Origin of the sequence: Bacillus sp. JJ675, assembly GCF_036963165.1 — a bacterium.
Classification (GTDB): domain Bacteria; phylum Bacillota; class Bacilli; order Bacillales; family Bacillaceae; genus Bacillus; species Bacillus glycinifermentans.
This window is the reverse complement of record NZ_JBALMR010000019.1, coordinates 1-17650: the sequence shown is the minus strand read 5'-3', so window position 1 is coordinate 17650 and position 17650 is coordinate 1. Positions and strand designations below refer to the sequence as shown.

General features: G+C 49.0%; 15 protein-coding genes and 2 pseudogenes. 3 read left to right on the top strand and 14 right to left on the bottom strand.

The features are described 5' to 3' along the window. Positions 1–124 precede the first annotated feature (124 nt). The 4 genes from glpD to V7126_RS05255 form a co-directional block, all read right to left on the bottom strand. On the bottom strand, positions 125–1792 hold the full coding sequence (gene glpD, locus V7126_RS05270) for a glycerol-3-phosphate dehydrogenase (protein WP_046129703.1): 1668 nt from the start codon (positions 1790–1792) through the stop codon (positions 125–127). A 144-nt stretch (positions 1793–1936) separates the two neighbouring features. Further along, positions 1937–3427, bottom strand: coding sequence for a glycerol kinase GlpK (gene glpK, locus V7126_RS05265; RefSeq protein ID WP_046129702.1), 1491 nt, complete (start codon positions 3425–3427; stop codon positions 1937–1939). Positions 3428–3454: 27 nt separating this feature from the next. Then, positions 3455–4270 carry an MIP/aquaporin family protein gene (locus V7126_RS05260; protein ID WP_046129701.1) on the bottom strand — a complete coding sequence of 272 codons (816 nt, stop codon included), beginning with the start codon at positions 4268–4270 and terminating at the stop codon, positions 3455–3457. A 198-nt stretch (positions 4271–4468) separates the two neighbouring features. Then, entirely contained in the window at positions 4469–5026 is a 558-nt protein-coding gene (locus V7126_RS05255) for a glycerol-3-phosphate responsive antiterminator (protein WP_046129700.1), read from the bottom strand. A 164-nt stretch (positions 5027–5190) separates the two neighbouring features. On the opposite strand from V7126_RS05255, the gene V7126_RS05250 reads away from it, so the two are divergent. Then, complete coding sequence (locus tag V7126_RS05250; RefSeq protein ID WP_046129699.1) at positions 5191–6183, top strand: quinone oxidoreductase family protein; 993 nt, start codon at positions 5191–5193, stop codon at positions 6181–6183. Between the two features lie 45 nt (positions 6184–6228). Here the strand turns inward: V7126_RS05250 and V7126_RS05245 are convergent, their stop codons facing one another. Further along, entirely contained in the window at positions 6229–7572 is a 1344-nt protein-coding gene (locus tag V7126_RS05245) for an aspartate aminotransferase family protein (protein WP_046129698.1), read from the bottom strand. 115 nt (positions 7573–7687) lie between these two features. Continuing rightward, positions 7688–8591 (bottom strand): annotated as a pseudogene (locus V7126_RS05240) (AEC family transporter). Positions 8592–8705: 114 nt separating this feature from the next. On the opposite strand from V7126_RS05240, the pseudogene V7126_RS05235 reads away from it, so the two are divergent. Continuing rightward, positions 8706–9251: pseudogene (locus V7126_RS05235) on the top strand (GNAT family N-acetyltransferase). 54 nt (positions 9252–9305) lie between these two features. Here V7126_RS05235 and abc-f read toward each other — a convergent pair. The 5 genes from abc-f to V7126_RS05210 all read right to left on the bottom strand — a co-directional run bounded on the left by abc-f (position 9306) and on the right by V7126_RS05210 (position 14579). Further along, positions 9306–10943 carry a ribosomal protection-like ABC-F family protein gene (gene abc-f, locus V7126_RS05230; protein WP_046129697.1) on the bottom strand — a complete coding sequence of 546 codons (1638 nt, stop codon included), beginning with the start codon at positions 10941–10943 and terminating at the stop codon, positions 9306–9308. 344 nt (positions 10944–11287) lie between these two features. Then, on the bottom strand, positions 11288–12826 hold the full coding sequence (locus V7126_RS05225) for a GNAT family N-acetyltransferase (RefSeq protein ID WP_335497057.1): 1539 nt from the start codon (positions 12824–12826) through the stop codon (positions 11288–11290). A 22-nt stretch (positions 12827–12848) separates the two neighbouring features. After that, on the bottom strand, positions 12849–13511 hold the full coding sequence (locus V7126_RS05220; RefSeq protein ID WP_046129765.1) for an HAD family hydrolase: 663 nt from the start codon (positions 13509–13511) through the stop codon (positions 12849–12851). Between the two features lie 137 nt (positions 13512–13648). Further along, the gene (locus V7126_RS05215) at positions 13649–14053 is read right to left on the bottom strand and encodes a CBS domain-containing protein (protein ID WP_373688041.1); all 405 of its coding nucleotides are present in this window, start codon (positions 14051–14053) and stop codon (positions 13649–13651) included. A 163-nt stretch (positions 14054–14216) separates the two neighbouring features. Next, positions 14217–14579, bottom strand: a complete 363-nt coding sequence (locus V7126_RS05210; RefSeq protein WP_046129694.1) for a DUF5365 family protein — start codon at positions 14577–14579, stop codon at positions 14217–14219. A gap of 121 nt (positions 14580–14700) precedes the next feature. On the opposite strand from V7126_RS05210, the gene V7126_RS05205 reads away from it, so the two are divergent. Next, a complete protein-coding gene (locus V7126_RS05205) occupies positions 14701–15612 on the top strand; it encodes an RluA family pseudouridine synthase (RefSeq protein WP_046129693.1) in 912 nt (303 codons plus the stop codon). 49 nt (positions 15613–15661) lie between these two features. Here V7126_RS05205 and V7126_RS05200 read toward each other — a convergent pair whose 3' ends face one another. From V7126_RS05200 to V7126_RS05190, 3 genes are all read right to left on the bottom strand, one after another. After that, positions 15662–16312 carry an ABC transporter permease gene (locus tag V7126_RS05200; protein ID WP_335497127.1) on the bottom strand — a complete coding sequence of 217 codons (651 nt, stop codon included), beginning with the start codon at positions 16310–16312 and terminating at the stop codon, positions 15662–15664. A 19-nt stretch (positions 16313–16331) separates the two neighbouring features. Beyond that, positions 16332–17243: an osmoprotectant ABC transporter substrate-binding protein gene (locus tag V7126_RS05195; RefSeq protein ID WP_046129692.1), complete on the bottom strand. Its 912-nt coding sequence runs from the start codon at positions 17241–17243 to the stop codon at positions 16332–16334. Positions 17244–17257: 14 nt separating this feature from the next. Continuing rightward, positions 17258–17650, bottom strand: a 393-nt coding sequence (locus V7126_RS05190; protein ID WP_335497052.1) for an ABC transporter permease, incomplete at its 5' end; no start/stop codon positions are given.

Below are 17650 nucleotides of genomic sequence, written 5' to 3'. Positions count from 1 at the left end.
TCTTTGTCCAAAATAAGTTGGCGCAACATAAAAAATGGTGCTGCCTTTATAAAGGCAGCGCCATTTCGGATATTCCGGCCCGTTTTTTCAACATGCCGGACCGTGTCATTTGTACTTGACAGGGTTATTTGCTTTCCAGCGGAACGACCGCGTCATGAAGAAGCTCATCCAGCGTTTTCAGATGCTTTTCTTTCGTGTCTTCGTCCCAGTTCAGCTTATCGCTCATATAATCCGTAAGTCCTTCTTTATAGGTGCGGACCCAATTGATGTCAAAAAACAGTGCGCCCGTTCTGCGAACGAAGAAATCCGCCGGAACCGCGGCCATTTCTTCATCGATCGCGTAATCGATTTCCGCCAGTACGTGAACGGGAATGCCGCGCTTGACAGCTTCATCTTTCAGCTTTTGAACCCGTTCAAACAGCCGGTCCGCATTCGATCCATATCTTGCTGCAAGGTGTCTTGCCGTTTGCTCTGTTAAGCCCGGTGCAGCTCCTTCTTTCGCCTTCTCCTCGATAAAGGCTTCAAGGTTTTGGGAACCGCCGATATGCCCTCCGGAAATCGGCATCGTTTTTGTTTTGCAAGGTCCGAAGTCTTTGTCTCCTTCTTCTTTTAACCGGGTTCTGACAAGGTCAACGATATGTTCAGCCATTTTTCTGTAGCCTGTCAGCTTTCCTCCTGCAATCGTGATCAAGCCTGAGTCAGATGTCCATATTTCATCTTTCCGGGAAATCTCAGACGGATCTTTTCCTTCTTCGTGAATCAAAGGTCTGAGCCCGGCCCAGCTTGACTCCACGTCTTTGGCGGTAATGTTCAGGTCAGGGAACATATAGTTGATCGCGTCTATGACGTAGTCCCTGTCTTCGGTCGTCATTCTCGGATGTTCAAGGTTTTTGTTATAGACGGTGTCGGTTGTTCCGACGTATGCCTTGCCGTCCCTCGGAATGGCAAACACCATGCGGCCGTCCGGCGTATCGAAGTAGACGGCCTGCTTCAGCGGAAAGACCGACTGATCGAATACAAGATGAACGCCTTTTGTATGCTGAAGGTGCTTGCCTTCTTTTGAGCGGTCTTTTTCTCTCAGGCTGTCGACCCACGGGCCTGTCGCATTAACGATTTTTTTTGCATAGACGCGGTACGTTTTCTTCGTAAAGACGTCTTCGATCACGACGCCGGCAACCTTTCCGTTTTCGTAGATAAATTCTTTTACCTTTGCATAGTTGACAGCTTCCGCCCCGAATTTAACCGCTTCTTTCAGCACTTCGATCGTCAGTCTGGCATCGTCTGTCCGGTATTCGACATAATAGCCTCCGCCTTTTAAGCCGTCTTTTTTCACGAGCGGCTCTTTTTCAAGCGTTTCTCTTGCAGTCAGCATGCTTCTCCGCTCGGCTTTTTTGACTCCTGCCAAAAAGTCGTACACCCTGAGGCCGATTGAAGTCGTGAATTTGCCGAAAGTGCCTCCTTTGTGCATCGGCAAAAGCATCCATTCAGGCGTTGTCACATGCGGACCGTTTTCGTAGACGATCGCCCGTTCCTTCCCGACTTCGGCGACCATTTTCACTTCAAACTGCTTTAAATAGCGGAGCCCTCCGTGAACAAGCTTTGTTGAACGGCTTGATGTTCCCGCGGCAAAATCCTGCATTTCGCAAAGAGCGGTCTTCATCCCGCGCGATGCGGCGTCAAGCGCCGTGCCGGCACCCGTAATCCCTCCGCCGATAATAAACACATCATACTTCTCTTTTGTCATATGCTGTAGGATGTCATCCCGCTTGCGGCTTGAAAATACTGTATCCATTAAAAGTCCTCCCTTGTTGTCACGGCAAATAATAGAAAAAGAGACCACAAACATCCAAAGCAATACAACTGCTTTGGTGCCTGTGGTCTCTCCTCTTCTCCAACCGTTTCTATTAACTTGCATTCATTGTAACATACTCGCTGCTTATTTGAAAGCCCTAGCTGCTTTAACTGCTTTTTTCCAGCCGCTGTAAAGGCTTTCGCGCTCTTCTTCCTCCATTTTCGGTTCAAATCGTTTATCCAGCTTCCACTGGTCTTCAATCTCTGAACGGTCATCCCAGAAGCCGACGGCAAGCCCCGCCAGATAAGCTGATCCGAGGGCTGTCGTTTCATTGATTTCCGGACGTTCGACCGGTACATCAAGAATGTCTCCCTGGAATTCCATCAGGAAGTTGTTTTTCACGGCGCCGCCGTCTACCCGCAGCGTTTTGACCGAAATTCCCGAGTCTTCCACCATGGCATCGAGCACATCTTTCGTCTGATATGCGAGGGATTCGAGCGTCGCTCTGATAAAGTGCTCTTTCGTCGTGCCGCGGGTTAAACCGAAGACTGCGCCGCGAACGTCGCTGTCCCAGTACGGCGTACCTAAGCCGACGAATGCCGGAACTACATATACACCATCAGCAGATTGTGCTTTTACAGCATATGTTTCACTTTCTTTCGCATCTTTAAACATTCTCAGCCCATCGCGAAGCCACTGGATGGCGGAGCCTGCGACAAATACGCTTCCTTCAAGGGCGTATTCAACCTTTCCGTCAATGCCCCAGGCGATCGTCGTCAGCAGGCCGTGCTCTGACTTAATCGCTTTTTCGCCGGTGTTCATGAGCATAAAGCAGCCGGTTCCGTATGTGTTTTTGACCATGCCTTCTTCAAAGCAGGCCTGCCCGAACAGCGCGGACTGCTGATCGCCTGCCGCCCCTGCAATCGGAATGTTCTTCCCGAAGAAATGGTAATCGACGGTTTCGGCGTACACATGGGAAGACGGCTTGACTTCGGGAAGCATCGATTTCGGAACGCCGAGAATGTCTAGCAGTTCATCATCCCACTTCAAATCGTAAATGTTGAACATCAGCGTTCTTGAAGCATTTGAATAATCGGTCACATGAGCTTTGCCGCCCGACATCTTCCAGATCAGCCATGAATCGATCGTTCCAAAGAGCAGGTCGCCGTTTTCTGCTTTTTCCCGCGCTCCTTCTACATGATCCAAAATCCATTTGACCTTTGTGCCTGAAAAATAAGGGTCGATCAACAGACCCGTTTTTTCCCTGATCTTGTCTTCATATCCTTTGTTTCTTAATTCCTCGCAAATGTCTGCTGATTGCCGCGATTGCCAGACGATCGCATTGTAAACGGGCTGACCTGTATGCTTATCCCAGACAACCGTTGTCTCCCGCTGGTTTGTGATGCCGATGCCGGCGATTTGTCCGGCTTGAATTCCTGATTCAGAAAGCGCTGAAGCAATGACGGCCAAAACGGACCCCCAGATTTCGTTTGCATTGTGTTCAACCCAGCCGGGATTCGGGAAATATTGATTGAATTCCTTTTGCGCGGTATGCACAATCTTTCCTTCTTTGTTGAAAATTATCGCTCTTGTACTTGTCGTACCTTGATCAAGAGATAAAATATACTTTTCCATTTTAGCTCCCCCTTATTGCTCCTTAAGTTACAAATTAAATGATTTCTCTGCCGTTTGCTTTTTCGAATATATATAGAAACCTAACAATACCACAGCTACTGCAGCGCTTACAATCCAAAATGTGTTTGTCATGTGCCCTTTAAACACGGCATTGTAAAAAACGCCGGCGAACGATCCTCCGAGAATCGGTCCGAAGACTGGCACCCATGCGTAGCGCCAGTTGGAGCCTCCTTTTCCCGGTATAGGAAGGACAAAATGGGCGATTCTCGGACCCAAATCACGCGCCGGGTTAATCGCATACCCTGTCGTTCCTCCGAGCGACAGGCCGATTGCCACGATCAAAAAACCGACGATCAGCGGGTTCAGCCCTTCGGTGAATTTATTTGCGCCAATAGTCAAAATACTGAGTACGAGAATAAATGTACCGAATGTTTCACTGAACAGGTTGGCAAATGTATTTGGAATGGCCGGCCCTGTCGAAAACACCCCAAGCTTCGCTCCCTGGTCATCTGTTTCTTTCCAATGCGGCAAATAATGAAGAAAAATGAGAACGGCTCCTAAAAAAGCGCCAAGCATTTGTCCGCAAATATAGGCAGGCACTTGCTCCCAAGGGAAATCGCCGACAAACGCCAGTCCCAATGTTAGGGCCGGATTTAAATGGGCTCCGCTGATATTGCCGACGGCATATGCGGCCATGGCCACGCCAAGCCCCCAGCCAAATGCGATGACGATCCATCCCGATTGATGAGAAAGTGATTTTTTTAAATTTACGCCGGCGCAAACTCCTGCGCCAAAGACGATGAGCAGCATCGTTCCGATAACTTCCCCCCAAAATGCTGTCAAGGCTACCCCTCCTAAGAAAATCAGTCTTTATAAATATAAGTTTTCACTGTGTCTAAAAGACCATAAAAAAACACAGCAAAACTTCTTTACATAAGGTAAAGAACTGCTGTGGTCTCCGGGTCTCCGTCACAATGTATCAACTTGGTACGATCGTATCGTATAATGAAAGCGTTGTCAATATTTTTTCATTATTTTCGCTCAGATCCAATACTTTTTCCACAGCTCTGTATCGGACGTTGTTACAGCGGACGCCCCAGCCTCCAAGGCGTTTTTCACGTCATTCTCGGAGCGGATGAAGCCGCCCGCGAATATCGGGATTCCTGTTTTTTCTTTTACTTCCCTGATCAATTCAGGCACGACCCCCGGGAGGACTTCAATAAAATCAGGCCGGTGTTTTTTGACCAGTTCAATACTTTTGTCCATGGCGCTCGTATCGATTAAAAACATCCGCTGAATCGCATACACCTTCTTTTGTTTCGCCTTGGCGATCACGCTTGATCTCGTTGATAAAATGCCGGCCGGCTTCATCTCCTGGCAAATAAATTCAGCTCCGTATTCGTCATGCTTAATCCCTTGGATTAAATCAACGTGAACAAACATATTTTTGCCCCTGGCCCTCGCCGCGCTGATCACGCCTCCCAGCCGTCCAAGGTGAATATCAAGAAGAACGCCGTATAAAAACGGGCTGTCCAGGAAAATGTCAAACTGCTTCATATTGCGAATCGCCGGTAAAATTTGCTGATCGTGAAAACTCATGTTCCATCTCCTTCTTCGTTTGCATCCTGTATTACACTAAAGGAAATTCCCCTCTATTGCAATCCCCTTGTTATGTTTAATCGTTCCCCAGGCAGAACATTTTACATTCATCCTTTGCCAAGCCATAATGTTACCATCATTTGAGAAAAGAAAGGGGTATTTTCGTGAAAGCGATCATCCATAGCGGTACGGACGGTCTTGCGGGATTGAAAATGACAGACGCAGCCGTTCAATCCCCCGGATACGGGGAAGTAAAAATCAAGGTGAAAGCGGCAGGACTCAATCACCGCGACATTTTTCTCTTCCGCTCGCGAAAGGAAGGCGATGCGCCTTTCATTCCCGGATCTGACGGGGCGGGCATAGTCGAAGAAACCGGCGAGGGTGTATCAGGTCTCGCAGCAGGCGCTGAGGTTATCATCAATCCGAGCATCACTTGGGAATTCACGGATTCCGTCCCGCAAGTTCCCGACATTCTCGGCGGGCCTTCTGACGGAACCTTTGCAGAATATGTAATTGTCTCTGCAAAAAACGTCCTTCCAAAACCGGCCTATCTTACCTGGGAAGAAGCCGGAGTCTTGCCTTTGTCAGCGCTGACCGCCTACAGGGCTCTTTTCACAAAAGGCCGGCTGAAAAAAGGCGAGCACCTCTTCATCCCCGGCATCGGAAGCGGTGTGGCCACATACGCTCTGCTCATGGCCAAGGCGGCAGGCGCACAGGTCACAGTCACGTCGCGCAGCGAAGAAAAAAGAAAGGAAGCGCTGAATCACGGCGCAGATCGCGCGATTGACAGCAGCAGCGATTGGAACGAAAGCCTCAAAGGGGAAAAAGTCGATTTTGTCCTTGATAGTATCGGACCGGCGACATTTCCGAAATACTTTGACATTCTGAAGCCGAATGGACGGATCGTCAATTTTGGAGCAAGCTCCGGAGACAGCATTGAACTTCCGCTGCGTTCGCTTTTTTTCCCGCAATTCAGCATCATCGGCACTTCAATGGGCAGCCTTGAGGAGTTCCGCGGGATGCTTCGGTTTATGGAGCGCCATTCGCTTCGGCCGATCATCGATAAGACGTATCCTTTGTCAGATGCACGCAATGCCTTTAACCGGATGACGAAAGGAGAGCAGTTCGGAAAAATCGCCCTCGTCATAGACGCGTAAAGTGCCTTTATAAGCCGGCGGCCGACTGACGGCCGCCCGCGTCTTTTAAGCTAAACGGCACAGACTTTCCTTCAGCACGCCGATGATGAAGGAAAGGTCTTCTTCCGTCAGACTGAGAGGGGGCGCAAGCTGGATGACGTTGTTGTATCCGGCCGCCGTATCCGCATTTTTACTGACGATCAATCCTTTCTGTCTGCACTCCCCGATCACTTTGTTCACGTCCGCCAAATCGGCCGGTTCTTTCGTCTGTTTATCCTTTACGAGTTCGACCCCTACAAGAAGCCCCTTACCGCGGACGTTCCCGACTTTCGGACGGTCTTCCATCTCCTTCAGCTCGCTGAGCAGCCTTTCGCCAAGCACGCGCGACCGCTCGATTAAGCGCTCTTCCTCCATGATGGAAAGGTTTTTGATCGCCAATGCACAAGCGGCCGGGCTTCCTCCGAACGTATTGACGTGGCGGAAACGGTCATAAGGGCCGTCACCTGCGTACGCTTCATATATCTCCCGTTTGACGGCCGTTGCCGCAAGCGGAAGATAGCCGCTCGTCATCCCCTTGGCCATTGTGATGATATCGGGTTTTACGCCGTAATTCATAAAGCCGAACCGCTCGCCCGTCCGCCCGAATCCGCAAATAACTTCATCACAGATCAAGAGCGCGCCGTTCTTTTCGCATATATCTTTGACTTTTGCCATATACCCGTCAGGCGGCATCAATATGCCTCCTCCGGTAATGATCGGCTCCATGATTACGCCGGCGACTGTTTCAGGAAGCTCCCACATCATTACCTTGTCAATGTCTTCAGCGCTTTCAAGCGTATCGCGATCAGCAGGGTTGCGGTACAGATCAGGAGGCTGTACATGGATGAATCCTTGGCCGAGCGGTTCGTATTTATACTTTCTTTGCGCCTGTCCGGTTGCACCGAGCGCTCCCATCGTGTTTCCGTGATAGGCTCTGTAGCGGGAAATGAACTTATATCTCGCGTGTTCCCCTTTTTGCTGATGATATTGGCGCGCAATTTTAAAAGCCGTTTCATTTGCTTCAGAACCGCTGTTGGAAAAAAAGATCACATAATCTCCGCCAAGCCATTCATTCAGCTTTTCAGCCAGCCGGACGGCGGGAACATGAGTGTTCGTCAACGGGGCGTAAGGCATCTCAAGCAGCTGTTCATACGCCGCATCTGCAAGCTCTTTTCTGCCGTAGCCGGCATTGACGCACCACAGCCCGGCCATTCCGTCCAAATAACGGCGGCCGTCAATGTCCGTAATCCAGGCGCCTTCGGCTTTCTTCACGACAAGCCGGGCAGGATCGGAAGCCGTCCCGCTCATGGCGTGCCAAAGGTATTTTTGATCCTTCGCTTTGAGATCCGCGCGATTTTCCTGTACCGTCATTTGTCCACCCCATTTCATGATCTAAAAAACCATACCATTTTATATGTATTTCATTTCTTCATCGGAAATGCAGTTCCTTTTTCAAAGATAAAAAGGGCCGCCTGAAACATTCAGGTCAGACCCATACGGAAAGCATCCACAGTACGACAGGCAGCGTGCCGATGCTGAGCAGCGTGCTGATAAAGGTCGCGCTTGATACGATTTCCGGTTTTGTTCCAAATTGAACGGCCATCAGCGTTGTATTCGCAGCAGTCGGCATGGCCGCCGACAGGATCATGATCTGTTTGACCAAATCGCTGACAGGAAGGATAAGGGCAAATCCCAAAGCAATAAGCGGCGATGCGATGAGCTTGAGCAAAAGCGAGTAAGAGATTTTTCGATATTCGATATGTTTAAACGAAATCGCCGCGAGCTGCATCCCGAGAATAATCATGATCGTCGGAATCGCGGCGTCCCCGACCAATTTAATTGCCGTCATGAACTGTTCGGGAATCGAAATATGACTCAGCTGCAGTGCGATTCCGAGCAGCGCCCCATAGGCGACAGGCATCCGCGTCACCCTGCTCATCACCGTTTTAAAGCCGTCTTGTTCAGAGCTCCCTTTTGCCGCATAATAGAGTCCGATCGTACTCATGACGAGCTGCTGGATTACCATCAGCACAACGGCAATGTCAAGTCCGGCTGCACCGTAGACGAGCAAAACGACGGGCGTCCCATAAATTCATGAAGGCTGACGACAAAATAAGGGCGCAGCGTTCCTGATTGGAATACTTGTACATATAGGAGATGAGATAGACCAATAGAATCAAAGCGATGCAAAGGCCCAGGGCAAAAACGGACATATACAAATAATCCATGGTCAGCTTGTTTTCATAAAACGTATCAAACGCCAAAAAAGGAGACATTAAATAAAGGGACATTTTAGACAGGTTTTGAATGTCAAAGCCAAGCAGCTTCTGCCCGGCATATCCGATGGCAAATACTCCGAAAACAGGGAGCAAAACGAGTAGAAATTCCATGATGCACCTTCTTTTTATGTATAAACCGCTTTCAGTGATATGTTTAATGATAAAGAATATTCTCTCTATTTTCAATATAGCAGAATAAGCGTATCAAATGGAAGGGAGCCCGCCATGGTCATGAGCGAACGGGATTTTTATGTTAAAGGAATGCATTATACGATTCGGTCAGCCGCCAAAAAAAGACGCAGGAGCATTATCAGAATTAAGGATGCGAATCGACGGGGAAACCGAAAATTTGGACAGGGAAAAAGGAGAAGCGTTCATCGATGCGCCGCGGTTTGAACAAATCATACAAACCGATGCAAAAAAGCCCGGAATTTATTTTTGGTAGCGGAAGTTCAAGGCCGGACCGTTGGTTTTTCAAGGTGCGAAGGAACAGATTTGAAAAGATTCTCGCACAAGACCGAATTCGGGGTATGCGTGTTAAAGGATTTTTGGGGATACGGCATCGGGAAAAATCTATTGCAGCAATCTATTTTTTGGGCAGACGCGAGTGGAATCAAAAAAATAGCTCTTCAAGTGTTAGAAACAAATGAGAAAGCGATTAAACTCTATCAAACATACGGTTTTGAGATAGAAGACATCCTAAAAAATGACAAAATGTTTTCTGACGGCAAATACCACAATACGATCATAATGGGAAGATGGAACGAATGACCAAAAACAGCCAATGGAAAGTGCGGAGCCGATTCAGGCTCCGCCATTCTCTCCTCAATCTTCGCCTTCATTCCGCCGCTTCTCCCTCGCAAACGTATAATTGCCTTCATATCGCGTCAGCCGGCCGCCGCTGAGCCAATACGTGACATTGAACATCCTGTCCAGAAAATATCTATCATGGGAAACCGCGATAATCGTCCCTTGAAATCGGGCGAGCGCCTCTTCGAGCACTTCTTTTGATTCGATGTCCAAATGGTTTGTCGGTTCATCGAGGATCAGCACGTTATGATGCTGATGGACAAGCTGGGCCAGGCGAAGGCGCATGCGCTCTCCTCCGCTTAAGTCCTTCACTTTTTTAAACACGGAGTGTCCGTAAAACAAAAACTTCGCCAGCATCATTCGGGCTTCGCCTTCGGTCGCAGTGACTTGATCGCGAAACTCAGCCAGGACGGAGTGCTCTTCATTCATTTCCGAGACATGCTGGGTCAGATGAGCGACAGACAAACTGCTCCCAAGCTGCACCTCGCCGCTGTCAGCCGGCGCAGTACCGCTGATGATCGAAAGGAGCGTCGTTTTGCCGCTTCCGTTTTCGCCGACGATGGCAACGCGGTCCTGAAAGCGGACATGCATGTGCAACCCGCTGAACAGCTCCCGTTTTCCAAAGCGCTTTTTCACATTTTCAAGCTTGACGACGTCTTTTCCGCTTCGGTCGTTCATTTTGAAGGCGAGATCGATTTTCTTTCGGTCGAGTGCGGGCTTTTTTAGAACATCGATGCGCGCCAATGCCTTTTCCATGCTTTTGGCGCGGCGGTGCAGTCCCTCGTTTGGAGGATTGGCCCTGTTTGCCCATTCCTTCAGACGCTTGATCGTTTCCTTCATTTTTTTGATCTTTTTTTGCTGGTCCTGATAATGCTGGAACTCTCTGATCAGGCGTTCTTCGCGCTCAATCGTATACCCGGAATAATCCCCCTGGTATACGTGAAGCTCTCCCTGGTCGATTTCAAAAATGGACGTTGCGACATCATCCAAAAAATACCGGTCATGAGAAACGATGACCGCCGTCCCTTTGTACTGTTTGACAAATGTTGTGAGCCATTCGACCGCATCCAGATCCAAATGGTTTGTCGGCTCATCCAATAAAAGCAGATCGGGAGACGACAGCAAAAGCCTCGCCAAGCCGACTTTCGTCCGCTCTCCTCCGCTTACATCCCGCCATTTTGCATCAAGCAGACGGCTGATCTTCAAGCCGGCGGCGACGCGTTCGATTTGCGAGCTGATCTCGTAACCGCCTTTTTGCTGAAATTCGTCCTGCAGCGCACCATAGCGTTCAAGCAGCCGTTCGAGTGTTTCCGCGTCTTGTTCCTCTGCCAGCCGCCGTTCGATGGCAGACAGCTGGTTCTGTATATTCCATAATGAAGCAAACACATCAAACAGCAGCTCTTTTACCGTTTGTTCCCCGGCATGCGCCGCCGACTGCTTCAGCAAACCGGCCGATATTCCCTTCTTCCATGTGACAAGTCCTTCATCAGGCTTCACTTGCCCGCTCATCAGCCTCAACAGCGTCGTTTTCCCTTCCCCATTGCGGCCGATCAGACCGATTCGTTCGCCTTGTTTTATTTCGCATGACACTCCGCTGAGAACCGCATGTCCTCCATATGACTGTGTCACGTTTTGTACACTGCATACTGCCATGAATCTCTTCCTCCGTTTCGCGAAGAGACATCCGGCCATAAAAAAAACGGCAGAGCTAACATGCTGCCGTCAAGATCAAAAAGCAGTTAAAATCCGATTGTGGGCAGATGTCTCTCACTGGTATTTTTTCCTCATGAATGTGTAAAAAAGGGCAGACTGATCCCGTAATACGCATTCTCCGGAAAAAATTGCGCGACAAATATACAAGTGGGCTTGCACGTCTGTCATGCGCTTACCAGTTTGATTCATCTTTTCCACCTCCTTCACATACATCCAATATATGAAAAACAAAACAGAAAGTCAATCGCAAAAAGCCGGCCACTAGGGTGCCGGCTGTTCACACGTTATTTTTTATAATGAATCCGGTAAATGTCGTGGCGTCTGTCTTTCAGCTGACGGACCGTACCGTCTTGGCGCTGCCTTCTGAGAATTTCCAGATCGACGTCGCCGATGACGACCATTTCAATGTTCGGATTGCATTCGCCGACGATTCCGTCCCTTGCAAATTCAAAATCGGAAGGCGCAAAAATCGCCGATTGCGCATATTGAATATCCATGTTTTCTGTTTGCGGCAGGTTTCCGACCGTCCCGGAAATGACGGTGTACACTTGGTTTTCCACAGCTCTCGCCTGAGCGCAGTATCTGACGCGCAAATACCCTTGGAGGTCTTCTGTACAGAAGGGCGTGAAGATGATCTTCGCGCCTTTTTCCGTTGCGATTCTGGCAAGCTCGGGGAACTCGATGTCATAGCAAATCTGAATCGCGATCTTTCCGCAATCTGTGTCAAACACACGCACCTCGTCTCCCCTGCTGATCCCCCACCATTTCCGTTCATTCGGCGTGATATGAAGCTTATATTGCTTTTCAATCGTGCCGTCTCTTCTGAATAGATAAGCAATGTTGTAGATTTTCCCTTCCTCTTCGACAAAATGGGAGCCGCCGATAATATTGACGTTGTATTTGACGGCAAGGTCTGTGAACAAGCTGATGTAATCCTCCGTATATTCGGTAATCCGCTGAACGGCAAGGCTCGGGGAACGCTCCTCAAGAAAAGACATCAGCTGCGTCGTGAAAATTTCCGGATAAACAGCAAAATCGGCTACCGCGTCTGATGCGACATCTGCATAGTACTCGACTTGGTTGGCGAACTCTTCAAACGAATGAATCTGCTTCATTTCGTATTGAATCACGCAAATCCTTACCGGGAAGGCCGATTTGTAGTAGCGTTTGCTTTGCGGCATATAGTCGACATTATTCCACTCCATCAATGTCGCATATTTGCTCGATGCCTTGTCATCCGGCAGATAGTTCGGATTGATCCTCATCATCGTAAAGCCGTTCAGCAGCTGAAACGACAGCACCGGATCATAAATCTGATGGTGAATGACCTGTTCGACGTACTGCCTCGGCGTCATCTCAGAGGCGTATTTGTGATAGTTCGGAATCCGGCCGCCGATGATGATGCTCTTTAAGTTGAGCCGCCTCGCCAGATCCTTTCGCGCTTCATAAAGGCGGTGGCCGATTTTCATTCTTCTGTATTCGGGATGAACCATCACTTCAATGCCGTACATGTTCAGGCCGTCGGGGTTGTGATTCGTAATATAGCCGTCATCTGTGATATCCTGCCATGTATGACGGTCGTCATATTCGTCAAAATTGATCAAGAGGCTGGAGCAGGAGCCGATCACTTCCCCTTCAAGCTCCGCACAGAACTGCCCTTCCGGAAAATACTGAAGATGGCTTTCCAGATGCTCCCGCTTCCAAGGAACCATCCCCGGAAAACAAAGCTCCTGAAGCTCAATGATGCTTTCAATGTCTTTTTCTTCGATATTGCGGATGACGATCTTTTTTTCAAAACGGGAAAGATCCAATTTTTCAGACACGTCTCTTCCTCCTCTCGCTTGGCTAAGCTTGATCAGACACTTTTTTGATAAGCTGTTCCAACTCCATTTCCGCCATCGATTCAAGGCGGTGATCATAATGCTCGAACAGCAGGCTTTTCGTCACTTTATTCGGCACGATGACACACTTCATTCCAGCGCGCTTTGCCGCCATCGATCCGTTGACGGAATCCTCGAAAGCGAGGCATTCCCCAGGCTGTACGCCGAGGCACTCGGCTGTCTGCAAGTACAGCTCCGGATTCGGCTTGACCTCCTCAACGTCATCGGCCGTTCTGATGCATTCAAAATCGTCGTACAGGCCGATCTGCTTCAAATGCTGTGATACCCATTTATAATCAGAGCTTGACGCAAGGCCGATTTTTAGTCCGAGTTCTTTTGCCGCCGTCAAGTAGGCCTCGACTCCGGGGCGCGCTTTTTCGCTTTCAAGCCGTTTCAAAAAGCGTTCTTTCCGCAAGCTTTCCAGCCTTTCCTGATCAAGCTTCTTTTGCACCTGTTCTTCCAGGTAAACAAAAGGCTGAAAGCCTGCAGCCGTTCCGATCACCTTCCCCCATACCGACATCGGAAGAGCTGAGCCGTGCTCTTCAAAAATTTCTTGAAGCACTTCATAATCGTGTGTTTCTGTATCTAAAATAAGGCCGTCAAAATCAAAGATCACTGCTTTTATCATCGTGCTTTGTCCAACTCCTTTTGCCTGTTTGCACACTAATTGTATCCTTCTTACTTTCCCTTGAAAAGCCCGGAGCATTCAAAAATGTTATGTTAAACACAAGAAGAGCCTGCTCATTTCGGCAAGCTCTTTTTGCTTTATTGCGTTTGAGTCGGAGTGGAAATGTTCGTGAGCGCCTGTCCCGCAGACTCGTTTGACAACTCGTTTACCGCGAGGTCCCCAAGCGCGACAATGCCGACTAAATGATTGTTATCCACAATCGGCAGACGCCGGATTTGACTCTGTGCCATAAGGTGTGACGCTTCTTCAAGGCTCATGTTCGGATTGCCTGATACAACATCCGTCGTCATGACATCAGAGACCGGTGTCTGGCCGTCCTGGCCTTGAGCCGTGGTTCTGAGCGTAATGTCGCGATCAGTGATCATCCCTTTCAATACACCCTGGTCAACGACCGGAATCGCTCCGACATTATGCCGGCTCATCAGTTCCGCCGCTTCTTTTACCGTCTGATTCGATGAAACCGTCACCACCTGCTTTGACATCGCATTGCTGACTTTATTCAATAGACTGCACCCCTTTCGGTTGTTAGTATGCACAGACAACGAACAGGCTACAAAGGAAGTTGAAACCATCCTTGTGTTTTTCGTATTTTTCCTTTATAGTCTTTTCATAAAAAAGAAGAGCTCTCCCCTGGGGGAAAGCTCATTACATCAGCAATTCCTGTTTTTCACTGTGCGGGATATGGAAGTCGGACGATGTTAACGGAAAGTGCAGGCCGCAAGTATTGAGCTTCCGGCTGTTTTTATCAAAAAGCTCGCGGTCTTTTAATACCCATTGTCGTTTCGATTTTGTAAGCAATGTGTGGATCAGCTGCAGGCTGGTGATGATCTGAAATGCTTCATCGAGCGTCCCCTTGTATACATGCTCCTTAAAATCGAGCACACCCTGCTGTTTCAGCTCTTTCAATTGTTGTTTGCTAAAGTAAATCGGAAATACTTGATAAAGCTCTGAGACAAGTTCTTCAATATAGATTTCCTGTTCTTCTGTTGCTGCTTTCACAATGCGCATATGTATCACCCTTCATCCCTTGTTGAAATCTCTTCAAACAGAATAGCATACAAAAACCCGGGGCTGTGAAGGTAAGTGTTTCCTGACGGCTGAAAGGCTTTAGACAGAAAGGAGAGTAAAAATGAACCAACAATATCGCGGCTTGACTTTCCTTGCAGACAGCCGCCACGACGGCGTCCATTTGTTTACGTTTTTGAAGCGGGAAACGAAAGCTTCCAAGCCGGTCATTCAATATTGGACCGTCAATCAAAAAATAAAAATCAATCATAAAGCGGTATCTGACAACGTGCGGCTGAAAAAGGGGGACAGAATCGACATCGATCTTAGAGAAGAAGAAGACAGCGGCGTTATTCCCGAGTACGGCGAACTGTCCGTTTTATTCGAGGATGAACATATGCTGATCGTGAATAAGCCCCCTGGCATGGCGACGCATCCTAACGAAAAGGGGCAGACAGGAACGCTCAGCAATCTTGTCGCATTCTACGATCAAACATACGGTGCGGAACGAAAAATCCGCCATGTCCATCGCCTTGATAAAGATACGAGCGGGGCGGTCGTATTCGCCAAGCACCGCCTTGCCCACGCACTATTGGACGAACAGCTGCAAAGGAAAGAGCTGGCAAGAACATATATCGCCATAGCGGAAGGCGCCTTCAAAAACAAAAAAGGAACCATTGCAAACCCGATCGGAAGGGACAGATACCATCCTGTCAGAAGAAGGGTATCCCCGACAGGACAGCCGGCCGTTACCCATTATGAAGTAAAAGGCTACCGGCCAAAATACGATGTCTCATTGTGCGAGCTGCGGCTCGAAACGGGCAGAACCCATCAAATCCGGGTTCACCTTTCCCATATCGGCCATCCCATTTCAGGAGACGCGCTGTACGGCGGCTCAACCGGCCTCCTGAAAAGGCAGGCGCTGCACGCCGCAGAAATCAGCGTCACCCATCCGATCAGCGGTGAACGTCTGACCGTCAAAGCCCCGCTTCCCGATGATTTGAAAACCGCTGCCGCAATAGCGGAGCTGCTATGATCACGCAAAAGGATGATCCTGTGAAGGTATTAAGATCATCCTTTTGCATTTAATGTTTTCCTTTAAGCGGGGAAAGTGTCCGTTCCAGCCAGCTCATGAGAAGATCGGCGATAACCGCCATGAGGGCGGTCGGGATCGCCCCCGCCAAAATAATCGCCGTTCCGTTTGTTGCATTCGATCCCCTGATGATGATATCGCCAAGACCGCCCGCCCCGACGAATGTTCCGATTGCCGTTATTCCGATCGCGATGACAAGCGCGGTTCTCAAACCTGCCATGATGACGGACAAGGCAAGCGGAAGCTCCACTATCCGAAGCACCTGCAATTTCGTCATGCCCATCGCTTTTGCGGCTTCTAAATAGGCGTGGTCAATGCTTTTGATCCCAGTATAAGTGTTCCTGATAATCGGTAAAAGCGAATAGAGAAACAGCGAGACGATCACCGTATTCGCTCCGAGGCCAAGCACAAGCATCAAAACGGCGAGCATCGCCAGTGCCGGAATCGTTTGAATCACATTCGTTACGGTAAAAATCCAGCCGCTCAATGTTTGATAGCGGGCGATGAAAATTCCCGCCGGAATGCCGGCAATTGCCGCAATCAGCACGCCGTAGGCTGACATCAGAAAATGCCTGTAACATTCTTCAAGAACATAGCCGCCGTTATGCGCATAATACATGCCAAGCTGCTGCAAGACATCCATTGCCATCGATCCCTCCGTTTCACTCAAAATAGTGATGTTTTTCTAAAAACTGCTTGGCGACAACAGACGGCTCCTTGAGCTTTCCGTCAACCTCATAGTTCAGTTCCTGCATCGTCTCCGTGTCGATTTTTCCGATCAGCTTATCGATAACGCCTTCAAGCTCCGGGTGCTCCTTCAGCACGTTCTCGGGAACGACGGGAGAGCAGTCATACGGCGGGAAAAACCGTTTATCGTCTTTTAACATTTTCAAATTGTACGCTTTAATCCGCCCGTCTGTCGAATACGCGAGAACGACGTCCATCTTCCCGTTTTTTACCGCGTCATAGACAAGGCCGATCTGCATCGGATACGTGGAGCCGAATGCGATGCGATAATCGTTCATAAAAGCGTTGTATCCGTCTCCCTCTCTTTTCATCCAGTAGTTGTCGACGCCAAGCTTATAATGGGATGCGTCCCTTTTCAAATCGGATATCGTTTCAAGGTGATGTTTTTCCGCCAATTCCCGTGTCACGGTGAACGTATAGGTGTTATCAAACCCGTACGAATCAAACCATTTCATTTGATACCGTTTTTCAAATTCCTTTTGCGTCAGCTTGAGCGCCTTTTCCGGATCCTTTTCAGGCTTCATCCTCAGCGTTCCCGTTAAGGCATCCCCTGTGTAGCGGGTTGCCGCCACATCGATTTCGCCCTTTTGTAAAGCCTGCTGCTGCACCGCATTGGACCCGAGGTTTTTGATCGTTTCCGTTTGTAAACCTGTGTTGTGTTCGATCAGCTGAGCGAGTATGCTTGCGATGATTTCCGATTCACTCATGCTTTGCGCCCCGATCTTTATCGTTTGTCCGGCGTCTCCTTTTAGTCCTGGGAGCGCGCAGGCGCTGAGCATGATGAAAGACGCGGCGATCAGTATTCTCCTGACATATGTCATGATCATATTCTTCCAACTCCTTATGAAACTTCTTTCAGCCCTTTTAGCCCATTCGGCGTCACTTTTCGTTCCGTCCGTGATAATACAGCGTCGGTTATCATGGCGAGAAGCGTAACCGGTACGGCGCCTGCGATGATATATTCCGGCTGGTACAAATTAAGCCCGATGAAAATATAGTCGCCAAGACCGCCGCCGCCGATGAAAGATGCCAAAGTCGCCCAGCCGATCAAATAAATCGCCGATGTCCTGATTCCTGCCATAATCACCGGAACCGACAGCGGCAGCTCCACGAGGCGGATCTGTTCCCATGCAGTCATACCGATTCCTTTTCCCGACTCCAATAAATTGCCGTTCACACTTTTTATCCCTGTATATGTGTTTCGTAAAATCGGTAGGACTGAATAGAAAAATAA

Excerpts from the sequence above, each read along its gene's own strand:
- V7126_RS05200 (WP_335497127.1), bottom strand. The coding sequence starts at position 16,312 with ATGGATGTCTTGCAGCAGCTTGGCATGTATTATGCGCATAACGGCGGC.
- V7126_RS05255 (WP_046129700.1), bottom strand. The coding sequence starts at position 5,026 with ATGAGTTTTCACGATCAGCAAATTTTACCGGCGATTCGCAATATGAAG.
- V7126_RS05210 (WP_046129694.1), bottom strand. The coding sequence starts at position 14,579 with ATGCGCATTGTGAAAGCAGCAACAGAAGAACAGGAAATCTATATTGAA.
- V7126_RS05245 (WP_046129698.1), bottom strand. The coding sequence starts at position 7,572 with ATGACGGTACAGGAAAATCGCGCGGATCTCAAAGCGAAGGATCAAAAA.
- V7126_RS05195 (WP_046129692.1), bottom strand. The coding sequence starts at position 17,243 with ATGATCATGACATATGTCAGGAGAATACTGATCGCCGCGTCTTTCATC.
- glpD (WP_046129703.1), bottom strand. The coding sequence starts at position 1,792 with ATGGATACAGTATTTTCAAGCCGCAAGCGGGATGACATCCTACAGCAT.
- V7126_RS05205 (WP_046129693.1), top strand. The coding sequence starts at position 14,701 with ATGAACCAACAATATCGCGGCTTGACTTTCCTTGCAGACAGCCGCCAC.
- V7126_RS05220 (WP_046129765.1), bottom strand. The coding sequence starts at position 13,511 with ATGATAAAAGCAGTGATCTTTGATTTTGACGGCCTTATTTTAGATACA.
- glpK (WP_046129702.1), bottom strand. The coding sequence starts at position 3,427 with ATGGAAAAGTATATTTTATCTCTTGATCAAGGTACGACAAGTACAAGA.
- V7126_RS05215 (WP_373688041.1), bottom strand. The coding sequence starts at position 14,053 with ATGTCAAAGCAGGTGGTGACGGTTTCATCGAATCAGACGGTAAAAGAA.
- abc-f (WP_046129697.1), bottom strand. The coding sequence starts at position 10,943 with ATGGCAGTATGCAGTGTACAAAACGTGACACAGTCATATGGAGGACAT.